The following is a 22,104-nucleotide window of genomic DNA, read 5'->3' as shown; positions in this document are numbered from 1 at the left end:
CGCCGCCCCGGCGTCCGTTTTGTCGGGACCGTGGCGTACAAAGAGGAGCGGCTCCGCTCCACCCAGCCACCGGCAAGCCCGCTCCACCTTCGCACCACTCGCTGATCGGGGAACACGCGTGACCGGCCCCCAGTACGACGACCACGACGCCCCGCCGCCGGAGGAGGACTGGCAGCCCGCCGAGGACCCCTTCCCGGCCGGCGCCTTCGACGACGCCCCCTTCCCGGACGGCCCGGGGGACCGGCTGCCGGTCTCGCGCGGCCGTGGCCAGGGCGGTCAGGGTGGTGGCCGTGACGGCCAGAAGGGCGGCTTCCAGAAGGGCGGCAAGGGCGACCGGAAGGACGGCGGCTGGCAGCGCCGGGACGAGGGCGGCGGCGACGGGGGCGGGGGCGTGGACGGCTTCGAGCGCGTCCCGCCGCAGGACCTGGACGCCGAGAAGTCCGTCCTCGGCGGCATGCTGCTCTCCAAGGACGCCATCGCCGACGTGGTCGAGGTGCTCAAGCCGGTCGACTACTACCGGCCCGCGCACGAGATGGTCCACGGCGCGATCCTCGACCTCTACGCCCGGGGCGAGCCGGCCGACCCGATCACCGTGGCCGGCGAGCTGACCAAGCGCGGCGAGCTCCAGCGCGTCGGCGGCGCCTCCTACCTGCACACCCTGGTCAACTCCGTCCCGACCGCGGCCAACGCCGAGTACTACGCCCAGATCGTGCACGAGCGCGCGGTGCTGCGCCGGCTGGTCGAGGCGGGCACCCGGATCGCCGGCATGGGCTACGCGGCCGAGGGCGACGTGGACGAGATCGTCAACGCCGCCCAGGCGGAGATCTACGCCGTCACCGAGCAGCGCACCAACGAGGACTACGCCCCGCTCTCCGACATCATGGAGGGCGCCCTCGACGAGATCGAGGCGATCGGCTCCCGCAACGGCGAGATGTCCGGCGTCCCCACCGGCTTCGCCGACTTCGACCAGCTCACCAACGGCCTCCACCCCGGCCAGATGATCGTCATCGCGGCCCGTCCCGCGATGGGCAAGTCCACCCTGGCGCTGGACTTCGCCCGGGCCTGCTCGATCCACCACAAGCTGCCGAGCGTGATCTTCTCGCTCGAAATGGGCCGCAACGAGATCGCCATGCGCCTGCTCTCCGCCGAGGCCCGGGTGGCGCTGCACCACATGCGCTCCGGGAACATGACGGACGACGACTGGACGCGGGTGGCCCGCCGGATGCCCGACGTCAGCGAGGCGCCGCTGTTCATCGACGACTCGCCGAACCTGTCGATGATGGAGATCCGCGCCAAGTGCCGCCGGCTGAAGCAGCGCAACGACATCAAGCTGGTCGTCATCGACTACCTCCAGCTGATGCAGTCCGGCGGCTCCCGGCGGGCCGAGAACCGTCAGCAGGAGGTCTCGGACATGTCCCGTAACCTCAAGCTGCTGGCCAAGGAGCTGGAAGTCCCGGTCATCGCGCTGTCCCAGCTGAACCGTGGTCCCGAGCAGCGCACCGACAAGCGGCCGATGGTCTCGGACCTCCGCGAGTCCGGCTCGATCGAGCAGGACGCCGACATGGTCATCCTGCTGCACCGCGAGGACGCCTACGAGAAGGAGTCCCCGCGCGCGGGCGAGGCCGACCTGATCGTCGCCAAGCACCGTAACGGTCCGACCGCGACGATCACGGTGGCCTTCCAGGGCCACTACTCGCGCTTCGTCGACATGACCCGGGACTGAGCCCGGGCCCCGTCCGGAGCGGTCAGACGGTGACGGTGGCGCGGAAGAGCGTGCCGCCGGTGCCGGAGAGGCGGGTCGGGGTGCCGGTGGCGGGGAGGAAGGCGGCCTGGCCGCGGGCCAGGTCCAGGACGGTGCCGTCGGCGGCGGTCAGCCGGGTGGCGCCCTCGGTGCAGAGCAGGATCTGCGGGGTGCGGCCGTCGATCTCGCGTTCGGCGCCGTCCAGGACGAAGCGGGAGAGCCGGAACTCGTCGATCGGGACGGGGTAGAGCTCCTCGCCCGGGGTGCCCTCGACCGGGGCCGGCTCCAGCGGCTCGGGGGCGCCGGCCTCGAAGACCACGACCTTCAGCAGCTCCGGCACGTCGATGTGCTTGGGGGTGAGGCCGGCCCGCAGCACGTTGTCGGAGTTGGCCTGGAGCTCGACGCAGACGCCGGACAGGTAGCCGTGCGGGACCCCGGCGCCCAGGTAGAGCGCCTGGCCGGCCCGCAGCCGGACGTGGTTGAGCAGCATGCCGGCGACCACGCCGCGGTCGTCCGGGAAGTCCTCGGCGATCCGGGCGTACGGGGCGTACTCCCCGTCCGGGTCGGTCGCCGCCAGCACCTCGACGGTCCGCCGGACGGTCTCCGGGTCCAGCGCGAGGGCGGCGGCCAGGGCGCCGCGCAGCGCCTCGGAGGTGTCCTCGGCGGCCAGCCGCCCGATCACCGGGGCGAGCCCGGGCACCCCGAGCCCGGTCAGCAGCCGGGCCGCGTCGGCGGGCCGCCGGAAGCCGCACAGGCCGTCGAAGTCGCCCAGCGCGCAGACCATTTCGGGCTTGTGGTTGGCGTCCCGGTAGTTGCGCTCGGGGGCGTCCAGGGGGATCCCGAGGGCGTTCTCGGCGGCGAAGCCGGCCCGGGCCTGGTCGAGCGTGGGGTGGGCCTGGATGGACAGCGGGATGCCCGCGGCCAGGACCTTGAAGAGGAACGGCAGGGTCGGGCCGAACCTGGCCACGCTCGCGGCGCCCAGCTCGCCCTCGGGGTCGGCCGCGATCAGCTCGTCCAGCCGGCGCGGGCCCTCGCCGCGGTCGGCGCGGGACGGGGCGCCGGGGTGGGCGCCCATCCACAGCTCGGCCTGCGGTTCACCGGTCGGCCGCTGCCCGAGCAGCTCGGGCAGGGCGGTGAGCGACCCCCAGGCGTACGGGCGGACGGTGTTGACGAGCCTGTCCATGCGCGCGGTCCTACTCCTTCGCAGTCTGGGCGGCCCCGGATGTCCCGAGTCCGGATCGCCGGGGCGGGCCCGGCGGTGCGGGCGGTCCGGGCACGGGCAAGGGAAACGACCCTAGCCGAACGGTGTCACCCACGGGGAAACGGTGGCCACCGGGTGGGAGTGCCACGGCCGGACCTGCGGTTCCCGGCGCGGTAGTAGGATGCCAGGACGCAGTAGCCTCCGCCCTGCGCGCAGTTCGCCACCGAGGTCCTCCCGGCGGGCTGCCGGCGGAGCCGCGTTCCAGAGTGCGGGCGCCGGTGTTCCGAGACCCCCCGTCATCGGCCGAGAGGTTTGTACGTGACCGTGAACCAGCAGAGTTTTGCTGATCTCGGCAAGGTCCTGGTGATCATCCCGACCTACAACGAGGCGGAGAACGTCGAGCGGATCGTCGGCCGGGTCCGTGCCGCCGTCCCCGAGGCGCACGTCCTGGTCGCCGACGACAACAGCCCCGACGGCACCGGCGAGCTGGCCGACAAGCTGGCCGTCGAGGACGAGCACGTCCACGTCATGCACCGCAAGGGCAAGGAGGGCCTCGGGGCCGCCTACCTCGCGGGCTTCCGCTGGGGCATCGACAACGGCTACGACGTCCTGGTCGAGATGGACGCGGACGGCTCGCACCAGCCCGAGGAGCTGGACCGGCTGCTGGGCGCGCTGCGCGGCGCCGACCTGGTGCTGGGCTCGCGCTGGGTGCCGGGCGGCCGGGTGGTGAACTGGCCGAAGTCCCGGCTGCTGCTCTCGCGCGGCGGCTCGACCTACTCGCGGCTGATGCTGGGCGTGCCGATCCGGGACGTCACCGGCGGCTACCGGGCGTTCCGCAAGGAGACCCTGCTGGGCCTGGGCATGGACGAGGTCGCCTCGGCCGGGTACTGCTTCCAGGTCGACCTGGCCTGGCGCACGGTGAAGGCCGGGTTCAAGGTCGCCGAGGTGCCGATCACCTTCGTCGAGCGCGAGCTGGGGGCGTCCAAGATGAGCCGCGGCATCGTGGTCGAGGCGCTGTGGCGGGTGACCACCTGGGGCGTCACCGACCGGCTGGCCAAGCTGCGCGGGGCCACCGCGAAGCGCTGACCGACCGAACCGTTCCTGGCCGAAGGGCCCGTCCACCGAACCGGTGGACGGGCCCTTCCGCATGTCCGGGGGAGGTGCGCCGGGCGCCCGGGGGGCTCAGCAGCCGGTCCTGAGCACGCCCTCCGGCAGGTAGCGGTCGGCCCAGACCGCCAGTTCGGTGAGCGCGGGCTTGAGCGCGAAGCCGGCCTCGGTGAGCCGGTAGCTGACCCGCAGCGGCGGGCCGGCGTCGACCTCGCGGACGACCAGCCCGGCCTCGGCCAGCTCGGTCAGCCGGTCGGAGAGCATCCGCTCGCTGATGCCCGGGACGGCGCGGCGCAGCTCGGAGAAGTACGCGGGGCCGCCGTTGGTGAGGACGCCCAGCAGCATGCCGGTCCAGCGCTTGCCGAGCAGGGTGAACACCCGGGTGAGGGCCAGGTCGACGTTGCGGCACGGGCCGGGGCCCTCGGCGCCGCACGCGTCGGTGGAGATCGGGACTCCGTCGGTCACTGCCTCGTGCTCGGCCATGGGTCCAGCCTACTCGAACCCCTACTAGTGACTGTAGAAAAGTAAGCTGCTACGGTAATTGCAGTCGCAGCGAAATCAGCAGCTACTTATTATCTGGAGGCACTGCCATGCCCACGCTCCTGCACCTCGACTCCTCCGCGATCGCCGACGGCTCCGTCTCCCGCGAGGTCACCGCCGCCTTCCGCACCGCCTGGCAGGCCGAGCACCCCGAGGGCACGGTGATCTACCGGGACCTCGCCGCCGACCCCCTCCCGCACCTCGACGTGCACGGCATCAGCGCCGGATTCGCCCCCGCCGAGGCCCACAGCGCCGAGCAGGCCGCCGCCTTCGCGCTGCGCGAGCAGGTGATGGCCGAGCTGGAGCAGGCCGACGCCGTGCTGATCGGCAGCCCGATGTACAACTTCACGATCCCGTCGACCCTCAAGACCTGGCTGGACCACGTGATCCTGGTCGGCCGCACCGCCGGCGAGACGCCCTCCGCCAAGGGCACCCCGGTCACCGTGGTCGCCTCCCGCGGCGGCTCGTACGCGCCCGGCGCCCCGCGCGAGCCGTTCGAGTTCGTCACCACCTACCTGGAGAAGGTGCTGACCGGCATGCTCGGGCTGGAGGTCGACTTCATCGTCCCGGAGTTCACCCTGGCGGCCGCCGTCCCGGCGATGGCCGACTTCGTCCCGAAGGCCGTCGAGTCCAAGGCCCAGGCCCTGGAGCAGGCCGCCCGCCGGGCCAAGGAAGCGGCCGCCCGAGCCGCGGTGTGACGTGCACCGGAGGCGCGCCCCACCGGGCGCGCCTTCCGCGCAATCGGCCGTCGGTGCTCCCATGCTGTAGGGCGCAGGGAATCCGACCGCCGACCAGAGGGAGCAGCCCGTGACGACGTCCCCGTCCGAGGAGAGCGCCGGCGCGGAGCGTGCCCAGGCCCGCCCGGCCGCGGGCGCGGTGCCGCCCGAGCCCGGGCAGCCGGCCCGGCCGTTGGAGGTCGCCGTCTTCACCGGCCCCGAGTCGGCCTTCTTCGCCACCTCGACACTGATCCTCGGCGAGCGGACCGCGATCCTGGTGGACGCCCAGCTGACCCGCAGCGCCGGGCGCGAGCTGGCCGAGTGGGTCGCCGGCAAGGGCAGACGCCTGCTCGCCGTCGTCGTCACCCACCAGCACCCGGACCACTACTTCGGCGCCGAGGAGGTGCTGCGGCTCTTCCCCGACGCGCAGCTGCTGGCCGCCCCGGCCGTGGTCGAGGGCATCCGGCGCACCGTCGCCGCCAAGGTCGCGCAGTGGAAGCCGGTGTACGGCGACGACATCCCGGACCACCCGCTGATCCCCGCCCCGCTGCTGCCGCAGCCGCTGATGCTGGACCGCCAGGTGATCCCCGTGCTGCTGCTCGGCCAGGCCGACTGCGGGGACTCCACGGTCGTCCACGTGCCGAGCATCCGCACCGTGATCGCCGGGGACTTCGTCCACAACGGCACCCACGTCTGGACCGCCGACACCACCCCGGCCCAGCGCACCACCTGGGGGCACAACCTCGGCCGGATCGCCGACCTCGGCGCGGACCGGGTGATCGCCGGCCACCGGGCCCCGGACCAGGGCGACGACGCCGCCCGGGTGCTGGCCTTCACCGGCGAGTACCTCCAGGACTTCGACCGGCTGCTGGCCGAGCACCCGGACGACCCGGAGGCGCTGGTCACGGCGATGAACGAGCGGTACGGGGAGCTGACCCTGCCGTCCTTCCTGCAGCTGGGCGCGGCGGCCAACACCGCCCGCGCGGCCGGGACCGTGGCGGCCGGGGCCGAGGTGGCCGGGGCCGAGGTGGCGGGGGAGGACCGGGAGTCCGAGGAGGACGGCGGACCCGAGCAGGCGTAGGGCGGATACTGGCCGCATGACGCCGTACGACGTGATCGTCCCGGCGGGCGGGGCCGCCCGGCGCCTCGGCGGGGCCGACAAGCCCGGGCTGACGGTCGGCGGGACCACCCTGCTCGACCGGGTGCTCGCCGCCTGCGCGGGCGCCCGCACCACCGTCGTGGTCGGCCCGGTCCGGCCGACCGCGCGCGGCGGCGTCCACTGGACCAGGGAGCGGCCGCCCGGCGGCGGGCCGGTCGCCGCCGTCGCGGCCGGGCTCGACCTGGTCACCGCGGACACCGTGCTGCTGCTCGCCGCCGACCTGCCCTTCCTGGACCGGCGGACGGTGGACCGGCTGGTCGCCGCCCTCGACCGGGCCGGGGCGCACGGGGACGCCGCCGTGCTGGTCGACGCGGGCGGCCGCGACCAGCCGCTCGCCGCCGCCTACCGCACCGCCCCGCTGCGCGCCGCGCTGGCCGCCCTCGGCGATCCCGCCGACCAGCCGCTGCGCCGCCTGGTCGGCGGACTGCCCCGGCTGCGGGTGGCCGACACCGACAACGTCGCCTACGACTGCGACACCTGGGAGGACCTGGAGCAGGCCCGCGAGCGCGACCGGACCTGAGGCGCACCGCCCCGGCCACCGACGTGTGAGCGAAACGACGCGCCCCGCACACGGGGCGAACACTTCGGGAAACCACCGATCAGGCAGCATGGGCGCATGGAGCGCACGCTGGATGACTGGATCGCCGAGGTCAAGGCCGACCTGGGCATCGACCTGGACGTCGACGTCCACGGTCTGCTCGACACGGCCCGGGTGGTCGCGCACGGGGTGGCCCGGCCGGCCGCGCCGCTGACCGCCTTCCTGATCGGCTACGCGGCCGCCCAGCGGGGCGGCGGGGCGGAGGCCGTCGCCGAGGCGGCCCGGCGGACCGAGGCCCTCGCCGAGGGCTGGGGCCCCGCCGACCGGCCGGGCGAGTCGTGAGCGCGGTCGGACAGCCGACCGTGGCCGCACCGTCCACCGGTCCCGGCGTGCTGAGCTGGCCCGGCGCCCGGGAGACCGCGCGCCGGGCCGGGCTGCGCCCGCTGCCCGGGGTCCCCGTCCCGCTGGCCGAGGCGCTCGGCCGCACCCTCGCCGAGCCGCTCGGCGCGCTGACCGACCTGCCCGCCTTCGACACCTCCGCGATGGACGGCTGGGCGGTCGCCGGTCCCGGCCCGTGGCGGGTCGCCGGCCGGGTACTGGCCGGACGGGCCGAGCCGGCGCCGCTGGCCGACGGCACCGCCGTGGAGATCGCCACCGGCGCCCAACTGCCGCCCGGCGCCACCGCCGTACTGCGCCGTGAGCACGGGTGGACGGACGCCGCGCTGCTGCACGACCGCGGCCCGCGGCCGCTGACCACCGGCCAGGACATCCGCCCGCGCGGCCAGGAGTGCCGCCTGGGCGAGGAGTTGCTGCCGTCCGGCACCCCGGTCGGGCCGGCCGTGCTCGGCCTGGCCGCCGCCTGCGGCCACGACCGGCTGCCGGTCCGCCGCCGTCCGGAGGTCCGACTGCTCGTCCTGGGGGACGAGTTGCTCACCTCCGGGGTGCCCGGGTCGGGCCTGGTCCGGGACGCGCTCGGGCCGCTGCTGCCGCCCTGGCTGCGGGCCGCCGGTGCCGGGACGCCCGAGGTCGGGTACGTCCGGGACGACTTCGGGCTGCTCCGGGACGCGCTGCGGCACTCCACCGCCGATCTGGTGGTCACCACCGGCGGAACGGCCGCCGGACCGGTCGACTTCCTGCACCGGGCGCTCGCCGAGGCCGGCGCCCGACTGCTGGTGGACGGCGTCGCCGTCCGGCCGGGGCACCCCATGCTGCTGGCCGAACTCCCCGGCGGCCGCCACCTGGTGGGCCTGCCGGGCAACCCGCTGGCCGCCGTCGCCGGGATGGTCACCCTCGTCCTGCCGCTGCTGCACGCCCGCAGCGGACGGACCGTCGGCCCGCCCGCCCTCGCCCCGGCCGCGGCCCCGCTGGCCGGGCACCGGACGGACACCCGGCTCCAGCCGGTCCGGCGGACCGCCGAGGGCGTCCTGCCGCTGGCCTTCGACGGCCCGGCGATGCTGCGCGGGCTCGCCCGGGCCGAGGCGCTCGCGGTGGTGCCGCCCGGCGGGGCGGCGGCGGGGGAGACGGTCGAACTGCTGGAGGTGCCGTGAACGAGGGAACCGTCAAGAGCCGCGCGGCCGGCGCGGGGGCCGCCGGGGTGGGCGCATGAGCCGGATCCGACGCAACCTCGCGCCCGGCACCGAGCCGTGGGCGGACGCCGGGATCGTGCTGCCCGCCCGACGGGCCGAGCCCGCCGTGCGGCAGGTCGGCTCCCGGCTGCTGCTGGCGCTCGCCGTCCTGGTCGCCACCACGTTCATCGTCTACCTCGACCGGGACGGCTACAACGACAACGCCGGCGGCGGGCTGAGCTTCCTGGACGCGGCGTACTACGCCACCGTGACGCTCTCCACCACCGGGTACGGCGACATCACCCCGTTCAGCGACGGCGCCCGGCTCACCAACATCTTCGTGATCACCCCGCTGCGCGTGGTGTTCCTGATCATCCTGGTCGGCACCACCCTGGAGGTGCTCACCGAACGGACCCGCCTGCAATGGCGGTTGAACCGCTGGAGGTCCACCGTGCGCGAGCACACCGTCGTCATCGGCTACGGGACGAAGGGCCGCAGCGCCGTCGACACCCTGATCGGGCAGGGGGTGAAGAAGGAGGAGATCGTCGTCGTCGACCCGCAGCGCAAGGTGGTCGACGCCGCCGCCCAGCACGGCCTGGTCGGGGTGGTCGGCGACGCCACCCGCACCGACACCCTGGTGCGCGCCGGGCTGCCCACCGCCGCGCGGGTGGTGGTCGCGCCGGAGCGGGACGACACCGCCGTGCTGATCACGCTGACGGCCCGCCAGTTGAACAAGGCCGCCACCGTGGTCGCCGCCGTACGGGAGGACGAGAACGCGCCGCTGCTGCGGCAGAGCGGCGCCGACGTCGTGGTGACCAGCTCCAGTTCGGCCGGGCGGCTGCTCGGGCTGTCGATGCTCAGCCCGCACGCCGGGGCGGTGATGGAGGACCTGCTGACGTACGGCAACGGGCTGGACGTGGTGGAGCGCCCGGTCACCCGGGCCGAGGCCGGGCACAGCCCGCGCGAGTGCGCGGACCTGGTGGTCGCGGTGGTCCGGGGCCGACGGGTGCTCAACTACACAGAGCCGGAGGCCGCCGTGCTCCAGCTCACCGACCGGGTGATCGTCATCAAGTCCAGCGCGGTCGCGCCGACGGGCTGAGCCGCGCCCACGGGCGGGTCGAGCGTCGCCCACGGGTCGAGCCGCGCCGACCGGTCGAGCCGCGCCGACCGGTTGAGCCGCGCCGTGGAACCGCCCCCGCCCGCAGTAGGTTCGGGGCATGCATGCGATGACGATTCCCGTACCCGGCGGTCCCGAGGCACTGGTCTGGGCCGAGGTGCCCGACCCGGTCCCCGCCGAGGGCGAGGTCCTGGTCGAGGTGGCGGCCACCGCCGTCAACCGCGCCGACCTGCTCCAGCGGCAGGGCTTCTACAACCCGCCGCCCGGCGCCCCGCCCTACCCGGGGCTGGAGTGCGCCGGGCGGATCGTCGCGCTCGGGCCCGGGGTGGCCGGCTGGGCGGTCGGCGACGAGGTGTGCGCGCTGCTGGCCGGCGGCGGCTACGCGCAGCGGGTCGCGGTGCCGACCGGGCAGCTGCTGCCGCTGCCCGCGGGGCTGTCCGCCGAGCAGGCCGCGGCACTGCCCGAGGTCGCCTGCACGGTGTGGTCCAACGTCTTCCTCACCGCGCACCTGCGGCCCGGCGAGACGGTGCTGCTGCACGGCGGCGCGAGCGGGATCGGGACGATGGCGATCCAGCTGGCCAAGGCGGTCGGCGCCCGGGTCGCGGTCACCGCGGGCGGCCCGGAGAAGCTGGCGCGCTGCGCCGAGCTGGGCGCGGACATCCTGATCGACTACCGCGAGCAGGACTTCGTCGAGGTGCTCCGGGAGGCCACCGACGGGGCCGGGGCGGACGTGATCCTGGACATCATGGGCGCCAAGTACCTCCAGCGGAACGTGGACGCGCTGGCGGTCAACGGGCGGCTGGTGATCATCGGACTCCAGGGCGGGGTGAAGGGCGAGCTCGACCTCAACACGCTGCTGCGCAAGCGCGGGGCGGTGATCGCCACCAACCTGCGCGGGCGGCCGCTGGCGGAGAAGGCGGCGATCGTGGCGGCGGTGCGGGAGCACGTGTGGCCGCTGGTCGAGTCCGGGGTGGTGAAGCCGGTGGTGGACCGGGTGCTGCCGCTGGCAGAGGTGGCCGAGGCGCACCGGGTGCTGGAGCGCGGGGAGCAGGTCGGGAAGGTCGTGCTGCGGGCCTGAGCACGGGGGACCCTGGTGACGGGGCGGCGACCGGACGGGTGTGAATTGCCCGAAATGCCGTAACGGCGGGCGCGTGCGAATCTGGTCCGGAGCAGTCCCGCCGCCGATCCCGCCCCCGGGCGCCGTCGGCCGTCGGAAGGACTCCGACCGTGGCCGCATCTCCGCACGCATCCCTCGGGCCGCTGCCCGTCGCGCCGCACCACCGTCGTCCGTCCCGCCGTTCTCCGGGCCGCGCCCAGCGGCTGTTCGCGGCGGCCGTGCTGGGGCTCACGCTCCCGCTGGCCGCCGCCTCGGCGGCGGTGGCGCTGCCCTCGCCGGGGGCGCTCCCCCTGCCGGCGGCGTATCCCTCGCCGGACGCGGGGACGCGTGCCGAGCCGGGCGGTGGGCCGGCCGCCGAGCAGGACGACGAAGCCGACGACGAACCGGGCGTCCCCGGGCCGGTGGCGGCGCCGCCGCGGCGACCGCTGCCGCGTCCGCACCCGGCCGGCAACGCCCCGCAGGCCCACCGGCACCACCTGGCCTCGCTGCCCGAGCGCTCCGACGCCGCCGTGGAGCAGGCTCCCGACCAGGCTCCCGAGCAGCTGCCGGACCAGGCCGCCGACCAGGCCGTCGACCAGGCCCCGGAGCAGGCTCCCGACCAGGCTGCCGAGCAGACCCCGGAAGAGGCCCCGGACCAGGCCGTCGGGGCCGAGCAGCCGGAGGCCGACGGGGACGCCGCGGAGGCCGAGGCCCCCGGCGCGGCCGCCGTCCCGGACCCGGCCGCGGCGAACACGGCCGAGGCGGTCGCCGGACAGCCGGTCGCGGCCGTGGCCGGGGTGCCCGCGCTCTTCCCCGCCCGCTGGCAGGACGCCTCCACCACCCAGCTCCCGCTGGGCGTCGGCCTGGGTCTGATCGGCTGCGGCCTGGGACTGGTCGGCCTGCGGCTGCGCAAGGACTGAGCCCCCCAGGGCCGGGGCTGCGGTAGCGCAAGGGCTGGGGCCCGGCGGGGCGCGGCGCGCCCGGAGCGGGCCCGGGGTTTCGGCGGCCACGGAGCGGCGGACCGCCGTGCGCGGGGCCGGGGTGCCGTCGCCGGGCCGCCGGTGGCCGGTCGGCGGACCGGGTGCGGGAACTGAGTATCCGTACGGATTCCCGCAGGGCGTCCGGAGGCGTAGCGTCGTCACGGGTGGCGCAGGACGGCGGGACGACCGGGGGCTTCCGCCCGACCAACCCCAGTGAGAGAGAATGTTGTTCATGACGAATCCGATGAACGAGCGCCCGTCGCAGGAGCCCTTCCGGGCCGGCGGCGGGCAGTCGCAGGACGGCCAGAAGGTGCTGATCGTCGGACCGGACGGGCTGCCCGTGGGCCAGGGGTTCGCCGGTGCGGCTGGGGACGGGGACGACGAGGGCGACGTGCCGCGCGAGCTCCCGGTGACCGAGATGGTCGAGCAGCCCGCCAAGGTCATGCGCATCGGCAGCATGATCAAGCAGCTGTTGGAGGAGGTCCGGGCGGCGCCTCTCGACGAGGCGAGCCGGGTCCGGCTGAAGGACATCCACGCGAGCTCGATCAAGGAGCTCGAACTGGGGCTGGCCCCGGAGCTGGTCGCCGAGCTGGAGCGGCTGTCGCTGCCGTTCACCGACGACACCATCCCGACCGAGGCCGAGCTGCGGATCGCCCAGGCCCAGCTGGTCGGCTGGCTGGAGGGCCTGTTCCACGGCATCCAGACCGCCCTGTTCGCGCAGCAGATGGCGGCGCGGGCGCAGCTGGAGCAGATGCGGCGGGCGCTGCCGCCCGGGCTGCACAGCGGCGAGCCGGACGAGGACGAGCCGGGCCAGGGCCGCGGCATCCGCTCCGGCCCCTACCTGTAGCCGCACCCGGCGGTACCCGCCGGTAGGCGCCTCCGGGCCGCCCGGACCGCCGTCGGACCGGACGTACCACGACGATCCTCCCCGGCCCCGGGCCGCCGGGCCGGGCGGCCGCCGGGCCGGGACCGGCCCCGGCCCTGGACCGATCACCGTCGGCGCGAGCCGATACCCTGGCCCCTGTCGCCGGCCGGTGGAACCGCCGCGGCAGGGGCCCGCCAGGCCAGCGGGCCGGGCCCACCACGCACGGACGAGACCGAACGTCAGGTTGCGGCGAGCACGGCCGCGCCGAGGGGGAGCAGAGGACCATGAGCGAGCACGGCAACGCGGCGGTCGAGGGCTTCTCCCTGGGCAACGGCCGCTATGTGCTGCAGCGGCTGCTGGGCGAGGGCGGCATGGCCTCCGTGCACCTCGCCCACGACCGCGTGCTGGACCGGCAGGTCGCGCTGAAGAGCATGCACAGCGAGCTGGGCCGGGACGACTCGTTCAAGGAGCGGTTCCGCCGCGAGGCCCAGGCGGTGGCCCGGCTGGAGCACCCGAACATCGTCACCGTGTACGACAGCGGCGAGGACATCGCTCCGGACGGCTCCAGCACGCCGTACATCGTGATGCAGCTGATCGACGGCAACGGCCTGCGCGAGGCGATCAACGAGGCGGTCGGCCAGTACGGCGCGATGCCGGCCGAGGAGGCCCTGAAGGTCACCGTCGGCGTGCTGAACGCGCTGGAGGCCTCGCACGACATGGGTCTGGTGCACCGCGACATCAAGCCCGGCAACGTCATGTTCGACCGCAAGGGCAACGTCAAGGTCATGGACTTCGGCATCGCCCGTGCGCTGGAATCCGGCGTCACGTCGATGACGCAGACCGGCATGGTGGTCGGCACCCCGCAGTACCTCTCGCCCGAGCAGGCGCTCGGCAAGCCGGTGGACGCCCGCTCCGACCTCTACTCGGTCGGCGTGATGCTCTTCGAGATGATCACCGGGCAGCTGGTCTTCGACGGGGACTCGGCGTTCTCGATCGCCTACAAGCACGTCCAGGAGGAGCCGCCGGCCCCCTCCACCCTCAACCGCTCGATCACGCCCGAGGTGGACGCCTTCGTCGCCCAGGCGCTGCGCAAGGACCCGGCGCACCGGTTCCAGAGCGCGGCGGCGATGCGGGACGAGGCGGAGCGGCTGATCGCGGCCGCCAAGGGCGGCGACAACGGGCACCGGCTGCAGGCCAGCACCCCGCTGGTGATCAACGAGGGCCCGCGCTCGGTGCACGCCGCTCCGCAGGCCCCGCAGACGCCCCAGCCGCAGTACCTCCAGCAGGGGGCCCAGCAGTACCGGACCCCGCCGCCCGCCTACCAGACGCCGCAGCCGCAGGCCCCGCACACCCCGCACCCGCAGTACCTCCAGCAGGGCGGGCAGCAGTACCAGACCCCGCCGCCCGCGTACCAGACCCCGCGGCCGCAGGCCCCGCACACGCCGCACCCGCAGTACCTCCAGCAGGGGGCGCACACCCCGCCGCCGCAGCCGATGCCGCAGCCGATGCCGCCGTACCAGCAGCCGAAGGCGCCCACCAGCGGCGGCGGCTGCTCGACGGCCGTGGTCGTGATCGGGATCATCGTCGGCGTGCTGGTGCTCGCGGGCATCATCATCGCGATCGTGGTCAACAAGGCGGACGAGAAGACGGGCGGCAAGTTCAGCCACGCGGACCGTCCCGCCGACGTGCTGGTCCTCGACCTCCCGGCCGACCGGAATGGCCTGCTCTGACGGTTTCCGGCAGGTTCGGGGGTACCACGGTCGTCCGCCGGAGGCGGTAGCGTTCGGGGATACGTAAGCGACAGGGCACCGCGATCCGAGCGAACGCCCGGGGCGAGGAGCGATGGCACAGACGCAGCAGCCGGACGACGACGCGGGTGTCCGGGCGGTCGGCCGGACCGGCGGAACCCCGAGGATTCCCGAGCCCGGCGGCGAGGCCCCGACCTCGGCGCTGCCGCCGGTCGCCACGGGCGGCCCGCACACCCCGGGCCGCGGCACCGCCGTGCCGCTGAGCACCGTCGGGGACGGCCGTTACCGGCTGACCTACCGGCTCGGGCGCGGCGGCATGGCCGAGGTGTTCGCCGCCGAGGACGTGCGGCTCGGCCGCACCGTCGCGGTCAAGCTGCTGCGTGGCGAGCTGGCCCAGGACGACGTCGCCCGGCTGCGCTTCACCCGCGAGGCACACGCCGTCGCGGCGCTCAACCACCACTCGATCGTCGCGGTCTACGACACCGGCGAGGAGTACGACGGGGACGAGTCCACGCCGTACATCGTGATGGAGCTGGTCGAGGGCCGCACCGTCCGCGAGCTGCTGGCGGACGAGGAGGCGCCGCCGGTCGACCAGGCGCTGATCATCATCGCCGGGGTGCTGGAGGCGCTCGCCTACAGCCACCGCAGCGGCATCGTCCACCGCGACATCAAGCCCGCCAACGTGAGCATCACCAACGCCGGCGCGGTCAAGGTGATGGACTTCGGCATCGCCCGGGCGCTGACCGGCGGGGCCACCACGATGACCCAGACCGGCATGGTCATGGGCACCCCGCAGTACCTCTCGCCCGAGCAGGCGCTCGGCAAGCCGGTCGACCACCGCTCGGACCTGTACGCGGCCGGCTGCATGCTCTACGAACTGCTCACGGTGCGACCGCCGTTCACCGGCGACACCCCGCTGTCGGTGGTCTACCAGCACGTCCAGGACCCGCCGGTGCCGCCCTCGCAGGCCAACGGCCGGGTGCCGGCCGGCCTCGACGCGCTGGTGCTGCGCTCGCTCGCCAAGAACCCGGACGACCGCTTCCAGGACGCCGACGAGTTCCGCGCCCACGTGCAGCACGCGCTGCGCGAGATGCACGGCGCGGGCGGGGCCGCCTGGGCCGGCGGGGCCGCGGTCGACACCGGCGCGACCCAGGTGCTCCGGCCGGACCAGGCCGCGGCCACCGCGGCCTTCGGCGCGGTGGGCCCGGCCGACCAGACCTCCGTGCTGCCGTACTCGACGGGCGGCCCGCACACCCCCTCCTCGCCCTACCCGGCGGCCGGCGGCCCGTACGGCGGCGGCCCCGGCGCGGGCGGGGACGACGAGGGCCCCGGCCGGCGGCGCGGGCCCTGGGCCTGGGTGGCCGGTGCGATCGCCGTGCTGGTCGCGGCCGGTGCGGGCATCGCGTTCGCGCTCAGCGGCAGCGAGCCCACCGGCCACTCGGACATCTCGCCGCAGCCCCCGGCGGCCACCAGCACCGAGACGACCGCGCCCCCGTCCCAGAGCGGCCTGGCGACCCCGCCGGCCTCGGCCTCCGGCAGCAAGAAGCCGCAGCAGCCGACCGACCCCGGCAACAACAACGGGAACAACAACGGGAACAGCGGCAACAACATGTCGCCGTCGCCGAACACGGGCAAGCACACCCCGACCCCGACGCCGACCGGGACGGCCAGCCACACGCCGACCGGGACGGCGCCCGCGACGACGGCGCCGGCCACGACGGCGCCGCCGCAGACCGCGGGCCCCGGCACCGGGTCGCCGAAGCCGCCGACGGACCCGAAGCCGTCCATCCCGGTCGTGCCGCCGACCCCCTGACCCGGTCGGCGGCGGCGGGTCAGTTGGCGAAGGCGTCCAGGACCTGCTCGTACTCCTGGCACCACCACGCCAGCTGGCCCGCGGAGGCGGGGTAGAGCGGGTCGGCCCGGTGGTCGGCCCGCTGGTAGCGCCACTGCAGCATCCAGAAGTCGTTCAGCCGCTCCCACCAGACCCGGTGGACGGCGGCCGCCAGGTGCTCGGCGGTGGCCGCCCCGGAGGCCCGGTAGGCCTGGGAGTAGCGGCGGACCCGGACCAGGTCGAGGGCGCCGGACGAGCGGTCGTTGAAGAGCAGCGTGGCGGCCCGGACCGCCTCCTCGGCGCGTGGCTGCGGGCCGAGCTTGTCCCAGTCCAGGACGGCCGCCACCCGGCCGCCCCGCGGGTCGTCCTCGTACAGCAGGTTGAGGCCGTGGAAGTCGCCGTGGGTCCAGCCGGTGGGCGGTGCGGCCTCCGGGGCGGGGCGGCGGTGGGCGTGCTCGGCGAGCAGTTCCAGCCGTTCCGTGAGCCGTTCCACCACGAGGGCGTCCAACTCCCCGGCCGGCTGGTGCTCCCGGGCGCGGCGCCGCAGGTCGCGGGCGAGTGCGGCGCTGTCGACGGGATCGGCGCTTCGGTACCCGGCGGGTTGTTCGAGGGGGGCGCAGACGTCGTCGAGCGCGCCGTGCAGCCGGCCGAGCAGCGTGCCGAGCGTGTCGCACTGCGACGGGTCGAGCTCGTCGCCGTGCCGGTGCCGGCCCTCGACCCAGGGGAACAGGGCGAACAGCCGGCCGCCCCAGGCGGCCACCGTGCCGGACCGTTCGGCGCAGGCCAGCGGGGGTGCGACGGGCAGGCCGAGGGTGTTCAGCGCGGCCATCGCGCGGTGGTGGGCGAGGATCTTCGGACGGCTGGCGGTGGCGGAGTCGACGTAGCACTTCAGGAAGTACGGACCGGCCTCGGTGGTGACCAGGTACCCCCGGTTCAACAGGCCCTCGGCGACGGGTTCGGTGGTCAGTGGCCGTCCGACCCGATAGCGGGCCAGGACCTCGGCGAGCGCACCCCCCGGGACGGGGGGACTGAGGGTCCCCATCGGTGGTGCGGAGAGATCGGGGCGGGCCGGTGCGCAGGCGAGGGTCTGGCTGAAAGTCACGTGCAGAGGTTATGGCCCCCTTGTGGGGGCCCTTGACAAACCGTCAGTTCTGTGAAGGGCCGGATCAGTACTGGTGGTCGGCCTGGTGCCGCGCCACGAAGGCGGCCGCCTGGGTGCGCCGCTCCATGCCCATCTTGGCGAGCAGACTGGAGACGTAGTTCTTCACCGTCTTCTCCGCCAGGTGCAACTCGTTGCCGATCTGACGATTTGTCATACCTTCGCCGATCAGATCGAGGATCCGCCGTTCCTGCTTGGTGAGTTGGGCGAGCCGTTCGTCCTCCTTCTCCCCGCCGTCGCGCAGCCGGGCGAGCACCCTGCTGGTGGCGACCGGGTCGAGCAGCGAGCGGCCGGCCGCGACGTCCCGGACGGCGGTGATCAGGTCGGTGCCGCGGATCGCCTTCAGCACGTAGCCGGAGGCGCCGGCCATGATCGAGTCGAACAGTGCCTCGTCGTCCGAGAACGAGGTGAGCATCAGGCACTTGATCTCCGGCAGCTTGGACCGGATCTCGCGGCAGACCTCGACCCCGTTGCCGTCCGGCAGCCGGACGTCGAGCACCGCCACGTCCGGGTGGACCGCGGGGATCCGGGTGAGCGCCTCGGCGGCCGTGCCGGCCTCGCCGACGACCTCGATGTCGTCCTCGACCGAGAGCAGATCGTGCACGCCCCGCCGGACGACCTCGTGATCGTCGAGCAGGAATACCCTGATTTGTCCGTTATCAGTCACGTCCAAAGCCTCCCATAACACCGTACGAAAGACCTATCGCCCGCACCTCCATACCAACGCGATCCGGCCACAGCCGTCCGAAACCGATACCGAGAACCCCCTTACGTACGGGCGTCTGCCCGGATAACGTGCGCTGGTGTCCTGAAGGCGCTCGAATTGAGAGCTGCGTCACGCCGACCGTCACCCCCACCCTTCCGACGGCGAGCCGAACGCGGCACCCTCGGGGTTGTAGGCCCTGAACAAGTAGGACGTCCTAGCGCAAGCGCGTCGAGGGCGGACGCTGGGTAACGTTCTCGTGAGGGACGCCGTCGGAACAGGATCACCACCTGCCCCGCAGTGGGAGCGCACACCCACGCGCGCCCCGCGAGGCGGTGACCGGACCGGTCACCGGCGACCCCGGGCGGCCGGACAGACCGAGGAGTGAACGTGACCGTCAAAAGCACGGCGAGGGCCCGCAAGAAGGCGGCCCCCGGCGTCCCTGACACCCTCCGCGCCACGGGCAAGGACGCCCAGCCGGAGCTCGTCCAGCTGCTCACGCCGGAAGGCGAGCGGGTCGAGCACCCGGACTACCCCCTCACCACCACTCCCGAGGAGCTGCGCGCCCTCTACCGCGACCTGGTGCTGGTGCGCCGGTTCGACGGCGAGGCCACCGCGCTCCAGCGCCAGGGCGAGCTGGGCCTGTGGGCCTCGCTGCTCGGCCAGGAGGCCGCCCAGGTCGGCTCCGGCCGCGCCATGCGCCCCGGTGACTACGCCTTCCCCACCTACCGCGAGCACGGCGTGGCCTGGTGCCGCGACGTCGACCCGCTGAACCTGCTCGGCATGTTCCGCGGCGTGAACCACGGCGGCTGGGACCCGAACGAGAAGAACTTCCACCTGTACACCATCGTGATCGGCGCGCAGACCCTGCACGCCACCGGGTACGCGATGGGCATCACCAAGGACGGCGCCGACGACGCGGTCATCGCGTACTTCGGCGACGGCGCCTCCAGCCAGGGCGACGTCAACGAGGCCTTCACCTTCGCCTCGGTCTACAACGCGCCGGTGGTCTTCTTCTGCCAGAACAACCAGTGGGCGATCTCCGAGCCCACCACCACCCAGACCAAGATCCCGCTGTACCGCCGCGCCTCCGGCTTCGGCTTCCCCGGCGTGCGGGTCGACGGCAACGACGTGCTGGCCTGCCTCGCGGTCACCCGCTGGGCGCTCGACCACGCCCGCAACGGCAACGGCCCGGTGCTGATCGAGGCGTTCACCTACCGGATGGGCGCCCACACCACCTCCGACGACCCCACCCGCTACCGGCACACCGAGGAGACCGAGGCCTGGAAGGCCAAGGACCCGATCTCCCGGCTCCGCGCCCACCTGGAGAAGGAGGGCCTGGCCGACGAGGAGTTCTTCGCCGCCGTCGACGCCGAGAGCGAGCAGCTGGGGCTGCGGGTGCGCGAGGGCGTGCGCGGCATGCCGGACCCGGACCCGACCCTGATCTTCGACCACGTGTACAGCGAGCCGCACACGCTGGTCGATGAGGAACGGGCCGAGTACGTCGAGTACGCGGCCTCCTTCGAGGCGGGGGAGACCCACTGATGGCCGGTCAGCTGAGCATCGCCAAGGCGCTGAACGGAGCGCTGCGCAAGTCGCTGGAGAACGACCCGAAGACCCTCCTCATGGGCGAGGACATCGGCAAGCTCGGCGGCGTCTTCCGGATCACCGACGGCCTGCAGAAGGACTTCGGCGAGGACCGGGTGATCGACTCCCCGCTGGCCGAGTCCGGCATCGTCGGCACCGCGATCGGCCTGGCGCTGCGCGGCTACCGCCCGGTGGTGGAGATCCAGTTCGACGGCTTCGTCTACCCGGCCTTCGACCAGATCGTCTCCCAGCTGGCGAAGATGCACGCCCGCGCGCTCGGGCACGTCAAGATGCCGGTCACCATCCGCATCCCCTACGCGGGCGGCATCGGCGCGGTCGAGCACCACAGCGAGTCGCACGAGGCGTACTTCGCGCACACCGCCGGTCTGCGCGTGGTCACCCCGTCCAGCGCGCACGACGCGCACTGGATGCTGCGGCAGTCGATCGAGTCCGACGACCCGGTCGTCTTCCTGGAGCCCAAGCGCCGCTACTGGGACAAGGGCGAGGTCGGCGACGCCGCCGACCTGGGCCTGCACGAGGCCCGGGTCGTCCGGCCCGGCACCGACCTGACGCTGATCGCGTACGGGCCGATGGTCAAGGTCTGCCTGGAGGCCGCCGCGGCCGCCGAGGAGGACGGCCGCCGGCTGGAGGTCGTCGACCTGCGCTCGCTCTCCCCGGTGGACTTCGCCGCCCTGGAGGCGTCGGTCAAGCGCACCGGTCGGGCCGTCGTGGTGCACGAGGCACCGGTCTTCCTGGGGATGGGCGCCGAACTGGCCGCCCGGCTCACCGAGAAGTGCTTCTACCACCTGGAGGCACCCGTGCTGCGGGTCGGCGGCTACCACGCGCCGTACCCGCCGTCCCGGGTCGAGGAGGCCTTCCTCCCCGACCTGGACCGCGTGCTCGACGCCGTCGACCGCGCGCTCGCGTACTGACTCCGGGGAGCGAAGATGACCACCGAAGTTCGCTCGCTCCGCGAGTTCAAGATGCCCGATGTGGGCGAGGGCCTCACCGAGGCCGAGATCCTCAGCTGGTACGTCAAGCCCGGTGACACCGTCACCGACGGGCAGGTCGTCTGCGAGGTGGAGACCGCCAAGGCGGCCGTGGAGCTGCCCATCCCGTTCAACGGGGTGGTCGAGACGCTGCACTTCCCCGAGGGCGCGACGGTCGACGTCGGCACCGTGATCATCTCGATCGCGGTCGCCGGGGAGGCGGGTGTCGCGGCTCCGGCCGCCCCCGCCGCGGCGCCGGCCCAGGCGCCGGTTCCGGCTCCCGCAGAGGAGCCCGAGCCCGAGCGGCGCGAGGTGCTGGTCGGGTACGGCCCGCGCACCGGCGGCAGCCAGCGCCGGGCCCGGCGGACGACCACCACCAAGGTCGCCGCGACCAGGCCGGCTCCGGCCGCCGCCCCGGCCCCGGTCGCCGCACCGGCGCCCGCGGCCCCGGCTCCGGTCGCCGAAGTACCGTCCGGGGAGCGGCCGTTGGCCAAGCCGCCGGTGCGCAAGCTGGCCAAGGACCTCGGCGTCGACCTGCGCGCGGTCACCCCGACCGGCCGGGACGGCGTGATCACCCGCGAGGACGTGCACGCCCACGCCGCCGCCCAGGCCGCTCCGGCGGCCCCGGTGGCGCCGGTGGCCGAGACCGCCGTGGCCGAGCCGGCCGCGCCGCAGGCGCCGGTGTCCGGCGCGGGCGACGTCCGGGTGCCGATCAAGGGCGTCCGCAAGGCGACCGCGCAGGCGATGGTGGCCTCGGCCTTCACCGCCCCGCACGTCACCGAGTTCGTGCAGGTCGACGTGACCCGCACGATGAAGTTCGTCCGCCGGCTCAAGGAGAGCGGCGAGCTGGGCCGGGACGTCCGGGTCAGCCCGCTGCTGATCGTCGCCAAGGCGCTGCTCACCGCGATCAAGCGGCACCCCGGGATCAACGCCCAGTGGGACGAGGCGGCCCAGGAGATCGTCCTCAAGGGCCAGGTGAACCTCGGCATCGCCGCGGCCACCCCGCGCGGCCTGATCGTCCCGAACATCAAGGACGCCGGGTCCAGGACCCTCTCGGGGCTGGCCACGTCGCTCGGCGAGCTGGTCGAGACCGCCCGTCAGGGCAAGACCTCGCCGGCCGACATGCAGGGCGGGACGATCACCATCACCAACGTCGGCGTCTTCGGCGTCGACACCGGCACCCCGATCCTCAACCCGGGCGAGGCCGCCATCCTGGCCTTCGGCGCGGTCCGGGAACTGCCGTGGGTGCACAAGGGCAAGGTGGTCCCGCGTCAGGTGACCACGCTCGCGCTCTCCTTCGACCACCGCCTGGTGGACGGGGAGCTGGGCTCCAAGGTGCTGGCCGACGTGGCCGCGCTGCTGGAGCGCCCGAAGCGCCTGATCACCTGGGGCTGACGGCCCGGTAGCACCGAAGAAGGGGCCCTCCTCCGCACCGCCGTGCGGAGGAGGGCCCCTTCGGTGT

18 protein-coding genes and 1 pseudogene are annotated in these 22,104 nt (G+C 74.3%); 15 read left to right on the top strand and 4 right to left on the bottom strand.

The features are described from left to right. Nucleotides 1-118 precede the first annotated feature (118 nt). On the top strand, nt 119-1,723 hold the full coding sequence (dnaB, locus tag AMK13_RS10195; RefSeq protein ID WP_079271991.1) for a replicative DNA helicase: 1,605 nt from the start codon (nt 119-121) through the stop codon (nt 1,721-1,723). A gap of 22 nt (nt 1,724-1,745) precedes the next feature. On the opposite strand, the gene manA is transcribed toward dnaB, so the two are convergent. Next, nucleotides 1,746-2,924, bottom strand: coding sequence for a mannose-6-phosphate isomerase, class I (gene manA / locus AMK13_RS10190; protein ID WP_074001888.1), 1,179 nt, complete (start codon nt 2,922-2,924; stop codon nt 1,746-1,748). A 336-nt stretch (nt 2,925-3,260) separates the two neighbouring features. On the opposite strand from manA, the gene AMK13_RS10185 reads away from it, so the two are divergent. Next, a complete protein-coding gene (locus tag AMK13_RS10185) occupies nt 3,261-4,028 on the top strand; it encodes a polyprenol monophosphomannose synthase (RefSeq protein WP_074001887.1) in 768 nt (255 codons plus the stop codon). Between the two features lie 96 nt (nt 4,029-4,124). Here the strand turns inward: AMK13_RS10185 and AMK13_RS10180 are convergent, their stop codons facing one another. Beyond that, entirely contained in the window at nt 4,125-4,532 is a 408-nt protein-coding gene (locus AMK13_RS10180; protein WP_079271990.1) for a winged helix-turn-helix transcriptional regulator, read from the bottom strand. Nucleotides 4,533-4,639: 107 nt separating this feature from the next. Between AMK13_RS10180 and AMK13_RS10175 the strand changes: the two genes are divergently transcribed. The 10 genes and pseudogenes from AMK13_RS10175 (at nt 4,640) to AMK13_RS10130 (ending at nt 16,186) form a co-directional block, all read left to right on the top strand. Next, entirely contained in the window at nt 4,640-5,287 is a 648-nt protein-coding gene (locus AMK13_RS10175) for an FMN-dependent NADH-azoreductase (protein ID WP_074001886.1), read from the top strand. 109 nt (nt 5,288-5,396) lie between these two features. Further along, complete coding sequence (locus AMK13_RS10170) at nt 5,397-6,386, top strand: MBL fold metallo-hydrolase (protein ID WP_074001885.1); 990 nt, start codon at nt 5,397-5,399, stop codon at nt 6,384-6,386. Between the two features lie 16 nt (nt 6,387-6,402). Further along, nucleotides 6,403-7,344, top strand: a pseudogene (locus AMK13_RS46395) (NTP transferase domain-containing protein). Beyond that, nucleotides 7,341-8,549: a molybdopterin molybdotransferase MoeA gene (locus AMK13_RS10160; RefSeq protein ID WP_241852812.1), complete on the top strand. Its 1,209-nt coding sequence runs from the start codon at nt 7,341-7,343 to the stop codon at nt 8,547-8,549. The pseudogene AMK13_RS46395 and the gene AMK13_RS10160 overlap by 4 nt, the downstream one beginning before the upstream one ends. 55 nt (nt 8,550-8,604) lie before the next feature. After that, complete coding sequence (locus AMK13_RS10155) at nt 8,605-9,666, top strand: potassium channel family protein (RefSeq protein WP_074001884.1); 1,062 nt, start codon at nt 8,605-8,607, stop codon at nt 9,664-9,666. Nucleotides 9,667-9,784: 118 nt separating this feature from the next. After that, a complete protein-coding gene (locus AMK13_RS10150; protein WP_049659602.1) occupies nt 9,785-10,762 on the top strand; it encodes an NAD(P)H-quinone oxidoreductase in 978 nt (325 codons plus the stop codon). A gap of 149 nt (nt 10,763-10,911) precedes the next feature. Continuing rightward, nucleotides 10,912-11,700, top strand: coding sequence for a hypothetical protein (locus AMK13_RS10145; RefSeq protein ID WP_074001883.1), 789 nt, complete (start codon nt 10,912-10,914; stop codon nt 11,698-11,700). A 292-nt stretch (nt 11,701-11,992) separates the two neighbouring features. Next, entirely contained in the window at nt 11,993-12,607 is a 615-nt protein-coding gene (locus AMK13_RS10140; protein ID WP_198959330.1) for a bacterial proteasome activator family protein, read from the top strand. A 302-nt stretch (nt 12,608-12,909) separates the two neighbouring features. Further along, nucleotides 12,910-14,355: a protein kinase domain-containing protein gene (locus tag AMK13_RS10135; protein ID WP_074001882.1), complete on the top strand. Its 1,446-nt coding sequence runs from the start codon at nt 12,910-12,912 to the stop codon at nt 14,353-14,355. Between the two features lie 112 nt (nt 14,356-14,467). After that, nucleotides 14,468-16,186: a protein kinase domain-containing protein gene (locus tag AMK13_RS10130; RefSeq protein ID WP_074001881.1), complete on the top strand. Its 1,719-nt coding sequence runs from the start codon at nt 14,468-14,470 to the stop codon at nt 16,184-16,186. 19 nt (nt 16,187-16,205) lie between these two features. Here the strand turns inward: AMK13_RS10130 and AMK13_RS10125 are convergent, their stop codons facing one another. Then, nucleotides 16,206-17,306 (bottom strand): phosphotransferase, encoded by a 1,101-nt coding sequence (locus tag AMK13_RS10125; RefSeq protein WP_241852811.1) that lies wholly within the window; start codon nt 17,304-17,306, stop codon nt 16,206-16,208. 64 nt (nt 17,307-17,370) lie between these two features. Further along, nucleotides 17,371-18,030 (bottom strand): response regulator, encoded by a 660-nt coding sequence (locus AMK13_RS10120; protein ID WP_074001879.1) that lies wholly within the window; start codon nt 18,028-18,030, stop codon nt 17,371-17,373. Between the two features lie 426 nt (nt 18,031-18,456). Between AMK13_RS10120 and pdhA the strand changes: the two genes are divergently transcribed. From pdhA to AMK13_RS10105, 3 genes are read left to right on the top strand one after another with little or no spacing between them, the layout of a single operon-like run. Continuing rightward, entirely contained in the window at nt 18,457-19,611 is a 1,155-nt protein-coding gene (gene pdhA / locus AMK13_RS10115) for a pyruvate dehydrogenase (acetyl-transferring) E1 component subunit alpha (protein ID WP_049658931.1), read from the top strand. Then, a complete protein-coding gene (locus AMK13_RS10110) occupies nt 19,611-20,585 on the top strand; it encodes an alpha-ketoacid dehydrogenase subunit beta (protein WP_049658928.1) in 975 nt (324 codons plus the stop codon). The genes pdhA and AMK13_RS10110 overlap by 1 nt, the downstream gene beginning before the upstream one ends. 15 nt (nt 20,586-20,600) lie before the next feature. Next, entirely contained in the window at nt 20,601-22,037 is a 1,437-nt protein-coding gene (locus AMK13_RS10105) for a dihydrolipoamide acetyltransferase family protein (RefSeq protein WP_074001878.1), read from the top strand. The last annotated feature ends 67 nt before the right edge of the window (nt 22,038-22,104 follow it).

It is taken from the genome of Streptomyces sp. CB02056 (assembly GCF_001905545.1).
Classification (GTDB): Bacteria; Actinomycetota; Actinomycetes; order Streptomycetales; family Streptomycetaceae; genus Kitasatospora.
This window is presented reverse-complemented; position numbering and strand designations above follow the sequence as displayed.

Bases quoted from the DNA above. Each gene is read 5' to 3' on its own strand.
- manA (WP_074001888.1), bottom strand. From the start codon at position 2,924: ATGGACAGGCTCGTCAACACCGTCCGCCCGTACGCCTGGGGGTCGCTC.
- AMK13_RS10180 (WP_079271990.1), bottom strand. From the start codon at position 4,532: ATGGCCGAGCACGAGGCAGTGACCGACGGAGTCCCGATCTCCACCGAC.
- AMK13_RS10175 (WP_074001886.1), top strand. From the start codon at position 4,640: ATGCCCACGCTCCTGCACCTCGACTCCTCCGCGATCGCCGACGGCTCC.
- AMK13_RS10155 (WP_074001884.1), top strand. From the start codon at position 8,605: ATGAGCCGGATCCGACGCAACCTCGCGCCCGGCACCGAGCCGTGGGCG.
- AMK13_RS10150 (WP_049659602.1), top strand. From the start codon at position 9,785: ATGCATGCGATGACGATTCCCGTACCCGGCGGTCCCGAGGCACTGGTC.
- AMK13_RS10140 (WP_198959330.1), top strand. From the start codon at position 11,993: ATGACGAATCCGATGAACGAGCGCCCGTCGCAGGAGCCCTTCCGGGCC.
- AMK13_RS10135 (WP_074001882.1), top strand. From the start codon at position 12,910: ATGAGCGAGCACGGCAACGCGGCGGTCGAGGGCTTCTCCCTGGGCAAC.
- AMK13_RS10130 (WP_074001881.1), top strand. From the start codon at position 14,468: ATGGCACAGACGCAGCAGCCGGACGACGACGCGGGTGTCCGGGCGGTC.
- AMK13_RS10110 (WP_049658928.1), top strand. From the start codon at position 19,611: ATGGCCGGTCAGCTGAGCATCGCCAAGGCGCTGAACGGAGCGCTGCGC.
- AMK13_RS10105 (WP_074001878.1), top strand. From the start codon at position 20,601: ATGACCACCGAAGTTCGCTCGCTCCGCGAGTTCAAGATGCCCGATGTG.